The following is a 13454-nucleotide window of genomic DNA, read 5'->3' on the forward strand; positions in this document are numbered from 1 at the left end:
CCCGGGCACCCCGGGGGCCGCTGTCCTGTGACCAAGCTCTCCGCCGCAAAAGCCGCAATCAATGGCATGGTGGACGTCATGACCACGCACTCCGCCACCACCGCCCGTGCCCGTACCGGCGGCCCCAAGGACGACGGCCCGAAGGTTCTGGAACACGTCATGGGCTGGACCCTTGTCGTGGTCATCGCCATGTTGGTAACTCAACTCGGTCTGCTGTGACCTGACCCACGACCCGACCTGACATACTGCGGATGTCCCGCAGCCCGTTGAGACCAGGGTCGAAATTGAATATCAGTCAACAGCGTGCCGCCGCCCGTCCCCGGGCGCGCGGCACCGAGCGTTCCGTGGCTCGTCGTGCTGAACTCATCGCCATCGGGCGGAAGTTGTTCGCCGACACCTCCTACGATGCGCTCTCCATGGACGACATCGCCAAGCAGGCGCATGTCGCCAAAGGGCTGATCTACTACTACTTCCAGTCCAAGCGCGGCTACTACCTGGCGATCATCCAGGACTCCGTCGCCGACCTGGTCACCTACGCCGCGAGCGGCCTGGAACTGCCCCAGACGGACCGCGTCCACCGCACCATCGACAGCTATCTGCGCTATGCGGAGCACCACCAGGCCGCGTACCGCACGATCGTCAGCGGCGGTGTCGGCTTCGACACCGAGGTGCACGCCATCCGGGACGGGGTGCGCGAGGCGATCGTCGCGACCATCGCGGAGGGCGCCTACGGCCGTACCGACATCGCCCCGCTCGCCAGGACCGGCCTGCTCGCCTGGCTGTGCAGCGTGGAGGGCGCCACCCTCGACTGGATCGACCGGCCCGTACTCTCCCGCGAAACCCTGTGCGAGCTGCTGGTCAAGACGCTCGGCGGCACCCTGCGCGCCATCGAGGAACTGGACCCGTCCTACCGCGCCCCGGCCCCGGCCCGCCGGGACACCTGACGCGGAAGGGGCGGAGGGCTCGTGGTCCCCCCGCCCCAAGTCCCCCGTGAAGGGGGCTAGTTGATGGACTTGATCAGCTCACCGTTGGTGGTGTCGCCGCTCAGCTCCCAGAAGAAGGTGCCGCCCAGGCCCTGCTGGTTCTTGTAGGTCATCTTGGTCGCGATGGTCGACGGAGTGTCGTAACTCCACCAGTCGCTGCCGCACTTGGCGTACGCCGTGCCGCCCACCGTGCCGGTCGCCGGGCACTTGGTCTTGAGCACCTTGTAGTCGTCGATGCCCTGCTCGTACGTCCCCGCCGCCGGGCCGGTCGCCGTACCGCCGGGGGCCGCCTGGGTGACGCCGGTCCAGCCGCGGCCGTAGAAGCCGATGCCGAGCAGCAGCTTGGCCGCCGGGATGCCGAGGCCCCTGAGCTTGGCGATGGTCGCCGAGGTGTAGAAGTTCGCCGTCGGGATGCCGGAGTAGGAGTTCAGCGGCGAGTGCGGGGCCGTCGGGCCGGTCGTCGCCCAGGCGCCGAAGTAGTCGTACGTCATCGGGTTGTACCAGTCGACGTACTGCGCGGCGCCCGCGTAGTCCGCCGCGTCGATCTTGCCGCCGCTGGTGGCGTCGGCGGTGATCGCGGCCGTGACCAGCGAGCCGCTGCCGAACTTCGAACGCAGCGCCGCCATCACGTTCCGGAAGGCGTCCCGGCCGCTGGTGTCGCACGTGTTGCCGCAGGCGTTCGGGTACTCCCAGTCGATGTCGATGCCGTCGAAGACGCCCGCCCACTTGGAGTTCTTCACCAGGTCGTAGCAGGACTGCGCGAAGGCGGTGGGGTTCTTGGCCGCCTCGCCGAAGCCGCTGGACCAGGTCCAGCCGCCGAAGGACCAGAGGATCTTGAGGTTCGGGTGCTTCTTCTTCAGCTTCAGCAGCTGGTTGAAGTTGCCGCGCAGCGGCTGGTCCCAGGTGTCCGCGACGCCGTCCACGGACTCGGCTGCGGTGTAGGTCCGGTCGGTCGCCGCGTACGAGTCGCCCATCGCGCACTTGCCGCCGGTGACGTTGCCGAAGGCGTAGTTGATGTGCGTGAGCTTCGCGGCCGAGCCGGAGGTCTCGACGTTCTTGACCAGGTAGTTGCGCTGGTAGGTGCCCCATTCCGTGAAGTAGCCGACGACCTTGGAGCCGGCTTTCACCTGGGGAGCGGACGGGGCGGCCGCGGACGCGGTGCCCGCGCCGGCCAGCAGCCCGGCGCCGAGGACGGCGCAACAGGCCGCGGAGAGCAGCGCCCGGAACCGGGAGCGGTGAGTGGTGTGCATCGGGTGTCTCCTCCTGGGGGAGAGGGGAACGCGCGCCGATTGGCATGAACGCGGTAAAGCGTTGGTCATGAACCTTAGGAGGACTAGACCAGTCAGGTCAATGGTTCGGACCAATTTCGCGGGTTTCGAATGTTGGCCTGGAAATCCTGAAGTAAGCGGTCGTTAACTGGTGACGGGAGGTCCCCGATCGGGCATACTCACTGCGCAGCCGCAGGTCAGCAGCTTCCGAGACCCGGAACGCCGACCTCGGCCGCACCCGAACGACAGGCGGAACCGCCCCTATCCCGCGGGCCGTGACCGCTGCTGCCCGACAGGGAGGAGACCGACGCCATGTCCGACCGCGACCCGCAGCCGGTGGAGCGTCAACTGCCGACGGACGAGGCGAGGGACCTGCTCGCGCTGGTCCGGGAGATCGCCCGGCGTGAGATCGCGCCGAAGGCGGCCGAGGAGGAGGACGCCGGGCGCTTCCCGCGCGAGGCCTTCACCCTGCTCTCCGGGTCAGGCCTGCTCGGCCTGCCCTACGACTCCGAGTACGGCGGCGGCGACCAGCCCTACGAGGTCTACCTCCAGGTCCTGGAGGAGCTGGCCGCGGCCCGTCTCACCGTCGGCCTCGGCGTGAGCGTGCACACCCTCGCGAGCTACGCGCTCGCCGCCTACGGCACCAAGCAGCAGCAGGTCGAGCACCTGCCCGCGATGCTCGGCGGCGGCCTGCTCGGCGCCTACTGCCTCTCCGAGCCGGCCTCCGGTTCGGACGCGGCCTCCCTGCGCACCAGGGCCGTCCGGGACGGCGACTCCTGGGTGATCAACGGCACCAAGGCCTGGATCACGCACGGCGGCATCGCCGACTTCTACACGGTCATGGCCCGCACCGGCGCCGAGGGCTCGCACGGGATCACCGCCTTCCTGGTCCCCGGCGACGCCGCGGGCCTCAGCGGCGCGGTGCCCGAGAAGAAGATGGGCATGAAGGGCTCGCCCACCGCCCAGGTCCACTTCGACGATGTCCGGGTCTCCGACGAGCGCCGCCTCGGCGAGGAGGGCCAGGGCTTCGCCATCGCCCTCTCGGCGCTGGACTCCGGCCGGCTCGGCATCGCGGCCTGCGCGATCGGTGTGGCCCAGGCGGCCCTGGACGAGGCGGTCGGCTACGCCACCGGGCGACGGCAGTTCGGCCACCCCATCTCCGACTTCCAGGGCCTGCGCTTCATGATCGCCGACATGGCCACCCAGATCGAGGCCGGCCGGGCCCTCTATCTCGCGGCGGCCCGGCTGCGCGACGCGGGCCGCCCGTTCGCCAAGCAGGCCGCCATGGCCAAGCTGCACTGCACCGACACCGCGATGAAGGTGACCACCGACGCCGTCCAGATACTCGGCGGCTACGGCTACACCGCGGACTTCCCGGTCGAGCGCTACATGCGCGAGGCCAAGGTCCTGCAGATCGTGGAGGGCACCAACCAGATCCAGCGGATGGTCATCGCCCGTCATGTGGCGGGGCCGGAAAGTCGCTGAGGTCGCTGAACTGCCCGCGGGTGACCGTCGGGGCCGCCAGCCTGACCCACTCCGGGTCGTGGCGGCCCGGCAGGGCGCGGCCCCGGTCGGCCCAGGTCCGCATCAGATCTCGGTAGATGGGCGGATCCTGCGGCACGGGCGGCGGCAGCGATGCCGCGGGCGGGGGCACGAAGATCCGGCGCTGACGGCCGAGGGCGGTGTAGGTGGTCGTCATGCCCGGCCAACGCGGGGGCGGCCGCCCTGGTCACCGCTCTCCCGAATCGTGCGTGAGTTCGTGGACGTCCGTTCCCGGATCTGGCCTCTCCCTGTTTTCTGACGTACCGTCAGCCGGACCGTCTCCAGCCTCCGGAAGGCCATGCCGTGTCTGTCGCCTCAGGGTCGTTCAGTCACTCGCACGGGTGGCGTCGATCGATTGCGTGCGCGGGTGGGGAACGTGGTAGCTAGGTTCGCGGCATGTCACGTTTCCGGATGTACCCGACGCCCGTGCAGGCGGAGCGGATGCTGTCGCACTGCACGCACGCCCGGTATATCTGGAATCTGGCAGTGGAGCAGCATGCGCACTGGAAGCCGGGTCGCAGGTCTGCGCCCGGTTTTGCGGAGCAGTGCCGTCAGCTCACCGAGGCCCGCAGGGACAATGCGTGGCTGGCCGCGGGGAACGCGGACGTGCAGCAGCAGGCTTTGAAGGACTTCGCCCAGGCCAAGAGTGCCCGTTTCGCCTCCGGCTTCGGTGAGCCGACCTGGCGCAGGAAGCACGTGCACGAGGGCTTCCGGGTCATCGGCACCGACCGTGTGCCCGAGTACGAGTCGGACGGCAGCCCGAAGCTGAACCAGAAGAGCGGTAAGCAGGTCATGGGCCGCTCTGTGGTCGTGCGGAAGCTCAATCGGCGGTGGGCGCAAGTCAAGGTCCCCGGCTGCGGCTGGGTCCGCTTCCGCCTCAGCGCTAGGGGCAAGGGCGCGCGGCTTCCCGCTGCGAAGACGTTCCGGGTGACCTACCGCAACGGTCAGTGGCACATCGCGTTCGCGGTCGTCCCCGAGCCGACTCCCGCGCCCGGCACGGGTGAGGTCATCGGTATCGACCGGGGCGTGACCATCACGGCGGCGCTGTCGGACGGGCGCAAGCTGAACTGCCCGCAGCTCACGGTCAAGGAGCGGGCACAGATCCGCAAGCATGAGCGCCGCGCGACTCGGGCCCCCAAGGGCAGCGCTCTCAAGACCGCCGCGTATGCAAAGGTCGCCAGGCTCAAGGTCCGTGAGGTCAACCGGCGCAAGGACTGGTGCGAGAAGACCAGCACCATGCTCGCCCGCAGCTACGGCGTGATCCGGTTCGAGAAGCTGAACATCAAGAACATGACCCGCACCGCGAAGGGAACCGCGGCACAGCCCGGCAAGAAGGTCCGGCAGAAGGCCGGGCTGAACCGGGGCATCCTCGCTCAGGGCTGGGGCCTGCTGCGCCGGCGGACGGAGCACAAGGCGCCAGGCCGGGTCGAGGACGTTCCCTCGCCTTACACGAGTCTGCGGTGCAGTGCCTGCGGATGGATCGAGAAGAAGTCGCGCAAGAGCCAAGCCGACTTCGTCTGCGTGTCCTGCGGGTTCACCTGCAACGCCGATGAGAACGCAAGCATCAACGTCGCGGCAGGACAGGGCGGGATCCCTCGCCCCCGGCGCACAGCCGGTGCCGGAGGGGCGACAGCGGCCATCAACCGTTCGAGCGCCCGTGAACCTCAACCTACCTGGGTTGGAATCCCGCTCGTTCCAGAGCGGGAGGATGTCAATGGGTCTGGTGCCCGGTTCGCTTCGAGGTCTGCCTTCTCGCGGCCGCCACGCTGGAGGACACCGCCGGCCGCCGCGCCGTTCCAGCATGGCGTGCCCTTCTCGGTCATGGCGAGGGTCGAGGGCCGCGCCCTACCCGAGGTCATGCCCCCTACTTACGAGGGGGACTGGCTGCACGCGGCGACCGACGCCGAACGTGAGCACCTGGAAGCCGCCTCCGTCGGCCTGCTGGCCCGGCTGCACGACCAAGTACCCCTGTCCGAGACGGAGTTCCTCGCCCTTCCCGGAGACGGCGACGCCCTGCAGCGGCATGTCGAGTCCCAACGGCACTACTACGACTGGGTGGTGGCCGGACTCGCCCGCTCACCCCTGATCGAGGCCGCCTTCGACCGGCTGGCGGACCTGTGGCCGCGCGAGCCGGGCACGCCGGTCCTCGGCTGGGGTGACGCCCGCATCGGGAACGTCGTCTACGACGGCTTCGACCCCGTCGCCGTCCTCGACTGGGAGATGGCGGCACCGGCCCCGCGCGAGGTGGACCTCGGCTGGACCGTCTACCTGCACCGCTTCTTCCAGGACCTCACGGCCGCCGCCGGACAGCGGGGGCTGCCCGGGTTCCTGCGCCGCGACCGCGTCGAGGCCCGCTATGCGCGGCTCACCGGCCACACCCCGCAGGACATGGACTTCTACACCCTGTACGCGGCTCTGCGGCACGCGATCGTCATGCTGCGCGTCGCCTACCGGCAGGTGTACTTCGGAGAGGCCGCCGTCCCCGCGGATCCGGACACGCTGATCCTGCACCACGGCAGCCTGCGGGCCATGGTGCAGGGCGGGTACTGGGATGCGGTGCGGTGACTCAGGCGGCCTGACGGCTGACGACCATGCCGCCGTGGCGCATCGCCGGTACGTGCATCGGGCGTGAGCCCGGGCCGCCGACGTGCGAGAAGGGCTGCGTCCGCCAGTCCAGACCCTGCGGGAGGGTGAGCAGGAGGGCGGTTTCCTGCTCCTGCGGCTCGACCGACTCGTCCGCCGACGGCACGTCGTCCGCCGCGCGGCCCGTACCGGCGCAGACCGTGAGACCGAACGGGTTCCACGGCGAGGCGCACAGCGCGTGCTCCGGCAGGAACTCCTCGTCCGCCAGCAGCGCGATGGACTGCGTGCAGTCCGGGCAGATCACCCGGAACATCTCGAAGGTGTCGTACGCGTCCAGTTCCTCGGCCTCGTAGAGGTCGGGTTCGACGCCCTCCGGCTCGGGCTCGACCACCAACTGCGGGCGCTTGGGCGTGGTACGACCAGGGCGCTTAAGACTCTGCATGGGTAACTCCCCCTCGGGCTGGGCCGTTACGGCGCTGCGGCCTCGACCACAGCAAGCACTTCCCGTCCGATCTCGGCGGTAATCACGAGACCATCACGGAGCCCGTTCGAGGGCTGTGGCGTTCGTCACATGCCGAACGCAGGTGCCCGCTGCGGTCGTTTTGTCCCTCAGACGGCTCACAACCTGCTGTCTCTGACATCACGAACCGGCCATGACCTGGGCCGCTGAGCTATCCGTGGAGATCAGACGCACTGTAGTTTTTGCGCCATGGAGGAGCTGGACCGTCAAATCGTGCAGCTGCTCGTCAAGGACGGGCGGATGAGCTACACGGACCTGGGCAAGGCCACGGGTCTGTCCACGTCGGCCGTGCACCAGCGGGTGCGCCGGCTGGAGCAGCGTGGCGTCATCCGCGGCTATGCCGCGGTCGTCGACCCGGAGGCCGTGGGGCTGCCCATGACGGCGTTCATCTCGGTGAAACCGTTCGATCCCAGCGCCCCCGACGACATCGCGGACCGCCTGGCCGGCGTCCCGGAGATCGAGGCGTGCCACAGCGTGGCGGGCGACGAGAACTACATCCTCAAGGTGCGCGTGGCGACCCCGCACGAACTGGAGGAGCTGCTGGCGCGGCTGCGGAGCCTGGCGGGGGTGTCGACGCGGACGACGGTGGTGCTGTCCACGCCGTACGAGGCTCGGCCGCCGAAGATCTGAGCTGCCGCTACCGCCGTGGGCAGTCGTTCCGCAGGGCGGAACGGGTGGGCACGGCCGACAGCTCCGGGTGCCTTACAGCGTGCCCCGAGTGCAACCCGGGTCACGAAGGGCGAGAAACTGTCGGCTATGAGTGATCGCACCGACCAGTCCCAGACCGTACTCCTGCGCCGCGGCGAGGTTCACAGTCCCGCCGATCCGTTCGCGACCGCGATGGTCGTGGAGCGGGGGCAGGTCGCCTGGGTCGGGTCCGAAGGGGCCGCCGACGCCTTCGCGGACGGGGTCGACGAGGTCGTCGACCTGGACGGCGCCCTGGTCACCCCCGCCTTCACGGACGCCCATGTCCACACCACGTCCACCGGGCTCGCCCTGACCGGCCTCGACCTGTCCGGCGCGGGCTCGCTGCCCGCGGCGCTGGCGCTGGTCAGGGACTTCGCCGCCGGCCGTCCGGACGACCGGGTCCTGCTCGGGCACGGCTGGGACGCCTCCCGCTGGGCCGACGGCCGCCCGCCGACCCGTGCCGAGCTGGACGCGGCCACCGGCGGACGTCCGCTCTACCTCTCCCGTATCGACGTCCACTCGGCGGTCGTCACCACGGCCCTGCTGGACCTGGTCCCGGCTGCGGTGCCCCGCGAGGACGCCCCGCTCACCGGTGACGCGCACCACGCCGTACGCGCCGCCGCGTTCGCGGCCGTGACGCCCGGCCAGCGGGCCGAGGCCCAGCGCACCGCCCTTGCGCACGCGGCCTCCCTCGGTATCGGCACCGTGCACGAGTGCGGCGGGCCGAAGATCTCCTCCGAGGACGACTTCACCGGGCTGCTGCGGCTCGCGGCCGACGCGCCCGGCCCCAGGGTCGTCGGCTACTGGGCCGAGGAGGATGTCGACAAGGCGCGGGAGCTGGGCGCGCTGGGCGCCGCCGGCGACCTGTTCGTGGACGGGGCCCTCGGCTCGCACACCGCCTGCCTGCACCAGCCGTACGCCGACGCCGGTCACACCACCGGATCCGCCTATCTGGACGCGGCCGCCGTCGCCGCCCATGTCACCGCCTGTACCGAGGCGGGTCTGCAGGCCGGCTTCCACGCCATCGGTGACGCCGCCGTGACCGCCGTCGTGGAGGGCGTGCGCGCCGCCGCCGAGAAGGTCGGCCCGGCTCGCGTCCGCGCCGCCCGGCACCGCGTCGAGCACGCCGAGATGCTCACCCCCGAGCACGTCGCCGCGTTCGCCGAGTTCGGTCTGATCGCTTCCGTGCAGCCCGCCTTCGACGCGCTGTGGGGCGGGGCGGACGGCATGTACGCCCAGCGGCTCGGTGCCGAGCGGGCCCGCACCCTCAACCCGTTCGCCGCCCTCCTCAAGGCAGGGGTCCCGCTCGCCTTCGGCTCCGACAGCCCCGTCACCCCGCTCGATCCCTGGGGGACCGTCCGGGCCGCCGCCTTCCACCGGACGCCCGAGCACCGGGTCTCCGTACGCGCCGCCTTCACCGCGCACACCCGCGGCGGCTGGCGCGCGATCGGCCGGGACGACGCGGGCGTCCTGGTGCCCGGCGCACCCGCCGACTACGCGGTCTGGCGCACCGAGGAACTGGTGGTGCAGGCGCCGGACGACCGGGTCGCCCGCTGGTCCACCGACCCGCGCTCCGGCACCCCGGGCCTGCCCGACCTGACCCCCGGCCGCGAGCTGCCGGTCTGTCTGCGCACCGTGGTGGGCGGCCGGACCGTGTTCGTACGACCGGGCGAGTGACCCGCCGCATTCGTACGGCCGGGCGAGTGATCTCCCGGGGTGGCGCGGCCGTGATCGACGGCCGCCGCCCCGTCTCGCGACCTGCGCATCCTCCGCGCTGACCAGGGCTTTGAGGTCGTTTCCGCAGGTCAAACAGCTGTTGACAGCCAGCGGCAGCGGGCCGGTAGGTTCGGCCGAGTCCACCACCGGACGCCCGACCGGGGAGCAGTTCGCGCACTCGTCGCAGCGCCGCTGGGTCAGGGACGGTGTGCCGCACCGGGGCACCGTCACTGGGAGCCAGGCTCAGCGCCCGCGCCGACGAGGGAACGTTCCGGCCGGTCGGGAGGTGTGACCCGGGTGGGGCCCGGACGCTCAGTAGACAACGGCTTTCGGTCGACCCGCAGCCAGCGGGTCCCAGGTCGGCCCGAAGGGCGTCGGGCCCCCATCCGTAGGGGGACGAGAGCGGCTCCGCAGGGGAACAAAGTGGCTCCGCGGGGGAACACGGTGGCGAAAGCGCGGATGACGGCCACCCGAAACGGGCATCCTTACCCCGTTCTTGCGGAATCGACACCACCATACGAACGAGCTGTCGCGTCAGCGCAGGCCGCGGCCACTATGGTGGTCCCCTGCGTACGACATGAAGGGGCAGCAGTGAACGACGGCGACGGGACCCTCGCGGCACAGGCCCAGGGGAGGCGGTTCGGCCCGCTCGGCACGGCCTTGGTGATCATTCCCACGTACAACGAGGCGGAGAACATCAAGTCCATCGTCGGCCGGGTGCGACAGGCCGTCCCCGAGGCGCACGTGCTGGTGGCCGACGACAACAGCCCCGACGGCACGGGCAAGCTCGCCGACGAACTGGGGGCCGAGGACGACCACGTCCAGGTGCTGCACCGCAAGGGCAAGGAAGGCCTCGGCGCCGCCTACCTCGCGGGCTTCCACTGGGGCATGGACAACGGTTACGGCGTGCTCGTCGAGATGGACGCCGACGGCTCCCACCAGCCGGAGGAGCTGCCCCGGCTGCTGACCGCGCTGAAGGGCGCCGACCTGGTGCTCGGCTCCCGCTGGGTGCCCGGCGGCCGGGTCGTCAACTGGCCGAAGTCCCGTGAGTTCATCTCCCGGGGCGGTTCCCTGTACTCCCGCCTCGCGCTCGATCTCCCGCTCCGGGACATCACCGGCGGCTACCGCGCCTTCCGCCGCGAGACCCTGGAGGGCCTGGGGCTGGACGAGGTCGCCTCGCAGGGCTACTGCTTCCAGGTCGACCTGGCCCGCCGCGCGATCAAGGCCGGCTTCCAGGTCGTCGAGGTGCCCATCACCTTCGTCGAGCGGGAGTTCGGCGACTCCAAGATGAGCCGGGACATCCTCGTCGAGGCGCTGTGGCGGGTCACCTCGTGGGGCGTCACCGACCGGGTGGGCAAGATGACCGGCAAGGGCAGGCCCTCCTAGCGGACTCCCGGGAACCTCACAGTTCCGGTTGATCATCCCCTTATGCCGCACTGAGCCGGGCCCAGGCACACTGGGTGTATGACGACTGGCGCGCAGACCCCTCCGTACACCGACCGGCCCCGGCGCTCCCGGCTCGGCAGATACCTGCCGCTGGGTGTCGCGGTGTGGCTGGTGCTGGAGATCTGGCTGCTGACGGTGGTCGCGGGCGCGGCGGGCGGCATGACCGTGTTCCTGCTGTTGGTGGCCGGTTTCGTGGCCGGCGCCGTGGTCATCAAGCGCGCCGGCCGGCGTGCCTTCCAGAGCCTCAACGAGGCGATCCAGCGCGGCGGCTCCCCGGAGCGCGGCGGTGGCAACGGCCTGATGATGCTGGGCGGCCTGCTCCTCATGATCCCCGGCCTGGTCTCCGACGCCCTCGGCCTGCTGCTCCTGCTGCCGCCGGTCCAGAAGGCGGTCTCCCGCCTCGCGGAACGCACCCTCGACCGCCGGCTCCGCGCCGCCGCCCCCGGCACCCTGGGCAACGCCTTCCAGCAGGCCCGCATGCACCGCCCGGACGGAAAGGTGGTCCAGGGCGAGGTGATCCGCAACGACGGCCCCGGGCCGGGGGACGAGTCGATGGGAGAGCGGCCGCCGCTGACGCGCTGATGATCCCCGCAGGGGACAACCGAGGGCGCCGTACGTTCACAGAACGTACGGCGCCCTCGGTTGTTGTGTCGGCTTCCGTCTACACGGAACTACACGGAACTATGCGGACTTGCGGCTGTCCCTGGGATGAATCGCGATGTTCATCGCCCCGGAACGCAGAACCGCCAGACGCTCCTCAAGGACCTCTTCGAGTTCCTCACGGGTGCGCCGCTCCATCAGCATGTCCCAGTGAGTACGCGCGGGCTTGGCCTTCTTCTCTTCAGGGCCGTCGCCGTCTACCAGAAGTGCCTGGGCCCCGCAGACCTTGCACTCCCACTCCGGCGGGATCTCCGCCTCGACCGAGAAGGGCATCTCGAAGCGGTGCCCCTTCTCGCATGCGTACTCCACGGCCTGGCGCGGGGCCAGGTCGATACCGCGGTCCGTCTCGTAGCTGGTCACCACGAGGCGCGTACCGCGAAGAGCTCGCTCACTCATGAATCGTGCCTCCCGGGCTTGTCGCCCACAGGACAGGTGTCGCTGTCGTCGTCATCCGGTCAACGTCCGGTCGGCGGTAAAGATTCCCGTTCCGGGTCATGCGTCGCCGTCGTAGCCGCCCCTTGTTGTACCCACCGGCGCCCGGTTTGTCACATCTGCTAGCAGATGTCACCCAGCGTTTCGGCATCTTTGACGCGCAGTAACGGTACGCCTGGCAGGCCAAACGCGTACACTACCGCCCTTCCGCGTTGAACGCTAAATCTTCTGCTGGATCTTTCCGCCGGACCTTCTAGACCTTCTGCGGGACCGGATTGCCGGCCTCGCTGATCGCCCGTCGCACCGGCACCCGCGCGAGCAGCGCGAACCCGATGACGAAGAAGGCCACCAGCGAGATGATCGCCGAGCGGTAGCTCCCGGTCAGCTGGTAGGTGATCCCGAACAACAACGGTCCCAGCCAGCTCATCCCCCGATCGCTCATCTCGTACGCCGCGAAGTACTCGGCTTCTTTTCCGGGCGGTACGAGATGCGAGAACAGCGAGCGGGACAGGGCCTGGCTGCCGCCGAGAACGAGGCCGATGCCGCCCGCGAGGACGAAGAACCACACCGGTGCCCCGGCCGGCAGGAAGTACCCGGCCGCCAGCGTCACCGTCCAGGCCACCAGTGATCCGAGGATCGTGCGTTTCGCCCCGTACGTCCTGGCCAGCCGTCCCATCGTCAGGGCCCCCGCCACGGCCAGCACCTGCACCAGCAGGACCGCGACGATGAGCGTCGACTGGCCCAGCCCGAGTTCCTCGGAGCCGTAGACGGACGCCTGGGAGATCACGGTCTGGATGCCGTCGTTGTAGATGAGGTACGCCAGCAGGAAGGAGAGCGTCAGCGGATGGCGGCGCATGTCCCTGGCGGTCGCCGCGAGTTGCCGCAGCCCCGGCGCCGTGGCACCGGCCTCCTGGCCGGCCCGGCCGCCCCGGTCGCGCAGCCGGCGCAGCGGTACGAGGGTGAAGGCGCCCCACCACAGGCCCGCCCCGGCCAGGCAGATGCGGACCGCCTCCGTCTCGGAGAGGCCGAAGGAGTCGTGTGCGGAGTAGAGGACCAGGTTGACGATCAGTACCAGTGAGCCGGACGCGTAGCCGAAGGCCCAGCCCCGGGAGGAGATGGTGTCGCGTTCCTCGGGAGGGGCGATCTGGGGGAGGTAGGAGTTGTAGAGCATCAGGGCGACGGACTGGGCGGCGTTCGCGACGATCAGCAGCAGCCCGCCGAGCAGATAGCGGTCGCCGTCCAGGAAGAACATGCCCGTCGTCGCCGCGGCCCCGGTGTACGCGGCCGCGCCGAGCAGCTGCTTCTTGCGACCGGTACGGTCGGCCGCGCTGCCCACCAGGGGCATGAGCACGACCGCGAGGATCACCGACAGGGAGACCGAGTAGGCGAAGAAGGAGCCGGCCCGGACCGGTATGCCGAGGGGGTGCACATAGCCGTCGGCGTCCGCCGCGTGGTCGGCGACCGACGTGAGGTACGGGCCGAGGAACACGGTGAGAACGCTCGTCGAGTAGACCGAGCACGCCCAGTCGTAGAAGTACCAGCCGCGCTGTTCGTGCCGCAGTTCGGTGGCCTCGTCGAAGACCTCCGTCCGCACGGTTTCGGTGCCCACCCGCGCCC

General features: G+C 70.2%; 12 protein-coding genes and 2 pseudogenes. 9 read left to right on the forward strand and 5 right to left on the reverse strand.

Annotation, left to right across the window (positions count from 1 at the left end):
- The first annotated feature begins 78 nt into the window (after positions 1-78).
- A complete protein-coding gene (locus SSP29_RS51720; RefSeq protein ID WP_368669256.1) occupies positions 79-219 on the forward strand; it encodes an SCO1431 family membrane protein in 141 nt (46 codons plus the stop codon).
- A 65-nt stretch (positions 220-284) separates the two neighbouring features.
- The gene (locus tag SSP29_RS26545) at positions 285-944 is read left to right on the forward strand and encodes a TetR/AcrR family transcriptional regulator (RefSeq protein WP_089103305.1); all 660 of its coding nucleotides are present in this window, start codon (positions 285-287) and stop codon (positions 942-944) included.
- A gap of 56 nt (positions 945-1000) precedes the next feature.
- Here SSP29_RS26545 and SSP29_RS26550 read toward each other — a convergent pair whose 3' ends face one another.
- A complete protein-coding gene (locus SSP29_RS26550; protein WP_089103306.1) occupies positions 1001-2233 on the reverse strand; it encodes a glycoside hydrolase family 18 protein in 1233 nt (410 codons plus the stop codon).
- A gap of 330 nt (positions 2234-2563) precedes the next feature.
- Between SSP29_RS26550 and SSP29_RS26555 the strand changes: the two genes are divergently transcribed.
- On the forward strand, positions 2564-3736 hold the full coding sequence (locus SSP29_RS26555) for an acyl-CoA dehydrogenase family protein (protein WP_089103307.1): 1173 nt from the start codon (positions 2564-2566) through the stop codon (positions 3734-3736).
- Here SSP29_RS26555 and SSP29_RS26560 read toward each other — a convergent pair.
- Positions 3699-3950, reverse strand: a complete 252-nt coding sequence (locus tag SSP29_RS26560) for a hypothetical protein (RefSeq protein ID WP_089103308.1) — start codon at positions 3948-3950, stop codon at positions 3699-3701. The genes SSP29_RS26555 and SSP29_RS26560 overlap by 38 nt on opposite strands.
- A 284-nt stretch (positions 3951-4234) precedes the next feature.
- Here SSP29_RS26560 and SSP29_RS56390 point away from each other — a divergent pair.
- Both SSP29_RS56390 and SSP29_RS56395 read left to right on the forward strand, forming a co-directional pair.
- Positions 4235-5353: pseudogene (locus SSP29_RS56390) on the forward strand (RNA-guided endonuclease InsQ/TnpB family protein); the annotation flags it as partial.
- A 243-nt stretch (positions 5354-5596) separates the two neighbouring features.
- Positions 5597-6358: pseudogene (locus SSP29_RS56395) on the forward strand (phosphotransferase family protein); the annotation flags it as partial.
- Position 6359: 1 nt separating this feature from the next.
- Here the strand turns inward: SSP29_RS56395 and SSP29_RS26575 are convergent.
- Positions 6360-6818, reverse strand: coding sequence for a hypothetical protein (locus SSP29_RS26575; protein ID WP_089103309.1), 459 nt, complete (start codon positions 6816-6818; stop codon positions 6360-6362).
- Between the two features lie 267 nt (positions 6819-7085).
- Between SSP29_RS26575 and SSP29_RS26580 the strand changes: the two genes are divergently transcribed.
- From SSP29_RS26580 to fxsA, 4 genes are all read left to right on the forward strand, one after another.
- Positions 7086-7526 (forward strand): Lrp/AsnC family transcriptional regulator, encoded by a 441-nt coding sequence (locus SSP29_RS26580; RefSeq protein ID WP_066997022.1) that lies wholly within the window; start codon positions 7086-7088, stop codon positions 7524-7526.
- A 126-nt stretch (positions 7527-7652) separates the two neighbouring features.
- Positions 7653-9260, forward strand: coding sequence for an amidohydrolase (locus SSP29_RS26585; protein WP_089103310.1), 1608 nt, complete (start codon positions 7653-7655; stop codon positions 9258-9260).
- Positions 9261-9890: 630 nt separating this feature from the next.
- Positions 9891-10685 carry a polyprenol monophosphomannose synthase gene (locus SSP29_RS26590; RefSeq protein ID WP_089103311.1) on the forward strand — a complete coding sequence of 265 codons (795 nt, stop codon included), beginning with the start codon at positions 9891-9893 and terminating at the stop codon, positions 10683-10685.
- 78 nt (positions 10686-10763) lie between these two features.
- A complete protein-coding gene (gene fxsA, locus SSP29_RS26595) occupies positions 10764-11327 on the forward strand; it encodes an FxsA family membrane protein (protein WP_089103312.1) in 564 nt (187 codons plus the stop codon).
- A 99-nt stretch (positions 11328-11426) separates the two neighbouring features.
- On the opposite strand, the gene SSP29_RS26600 is transcribed toward fxsA, so the two are convergent.
- Positions 11427-11801: an RNA polymerase-binding protein RbpA gene (locus tag SSP29_RS26600; protein WP_010046329.1), complete on the reverse strand. Its 375-nt coding sequence runs from the start codon at positions 11799-11801 to the stop codon at positions 11427-11429.
- A 289-nt stretch (positions 11802-12090) separates the two neighbouring features.
- Positions 12091-13446, reverse strand: a complete 1356-nt coding sequence (locus SSP29_RS26605; RefSeq protein WP_089103313.1) for an MFS transporter — start codon at positions 13444-13446, stop codon at positions 12091-12093.
- Positions 13447-13454 lie beyond the last annotated feature (8 nt).

The sequence above is a fragment of the Streptomyces hyaluromycini genome (assembly GCF_002217755.1).
In the GTDB taxonomy this organism is placed as follows: domain Bacteria; phylum Actinomycetota; class Actinomycetes; order Streptomycetales; family Streptomycetaceae; genus Streptomyces; species Streptomyces hyaluromycini.

Excerpts from the sequence above, each read along its gene's own strand:
- SSP29_RS51720 (WP_368669256.1), top strand. The coding sequence starts at position 79 with ATGACCACGCACTCCGCCACCACCGCCCGTGCCCGTACCGGCGGCCCC.
- SSP29_RS26550 (WP_089103306.1), bottom strand. The coding sequence starts at position 2,233 with ATGCACACCACTCACCGCTCCCGGTTCCGGGCGCTGCTCTCCGCGGCC.
- SSP29_RS26555 (WP_089103307.1), top strand. The coding sequence starts at position 2,564 with ATGTCCGACCGCGACCCGCAGCCGGTGGAGCGTCAACTGCCGACGGAC.
- SSP29_RS26560 (WP_089103308.1), bottom strand. The coding sequence starts at position 3,950 with ATGACGACCACCTACACCGCCCTCGGCCGTCAGCGCCGGATCTTCGTG.
- SSP29_RS26575 (WP_089103309.1), bottom strand. The coding sequence starts at position 6,818 with ATGCAGAGTCTTAAGCGCCCTGGTCGTACCACGCCCAAGCGCCCGCAG.
- SSP29_RS26580 (WP_066997022.1), top strand. The coding sequence starts at position 7,086 with ATGGAGGAGCTGGACCGTCAAATCGTGCAGCTGCTCGTCAAGGACGGG.
- SSP29_RS26585 (WP_089103310.1), top strand. The coding sequence starts at position 7,653 with ATGAGTGATCGCACCGACCAGTCCCAGACCGTACTCCTGCGCCGCGGC.
- fxsA (WP_089103312.1), top strand. The coding sequence starts at position 10,764 with ATGACGACTGGCGCGCAGACCCCTCCGTACACCGACCGGCCCCGGCGC.
- SSP29_RS26600 (WP_010046329.1), bottom strand. The coding sequence starts at position 11,801 with ATGAGTGAGCGAGCTCTTCGCGGTACGCGCCTCGTGGTGACCAGCTAC.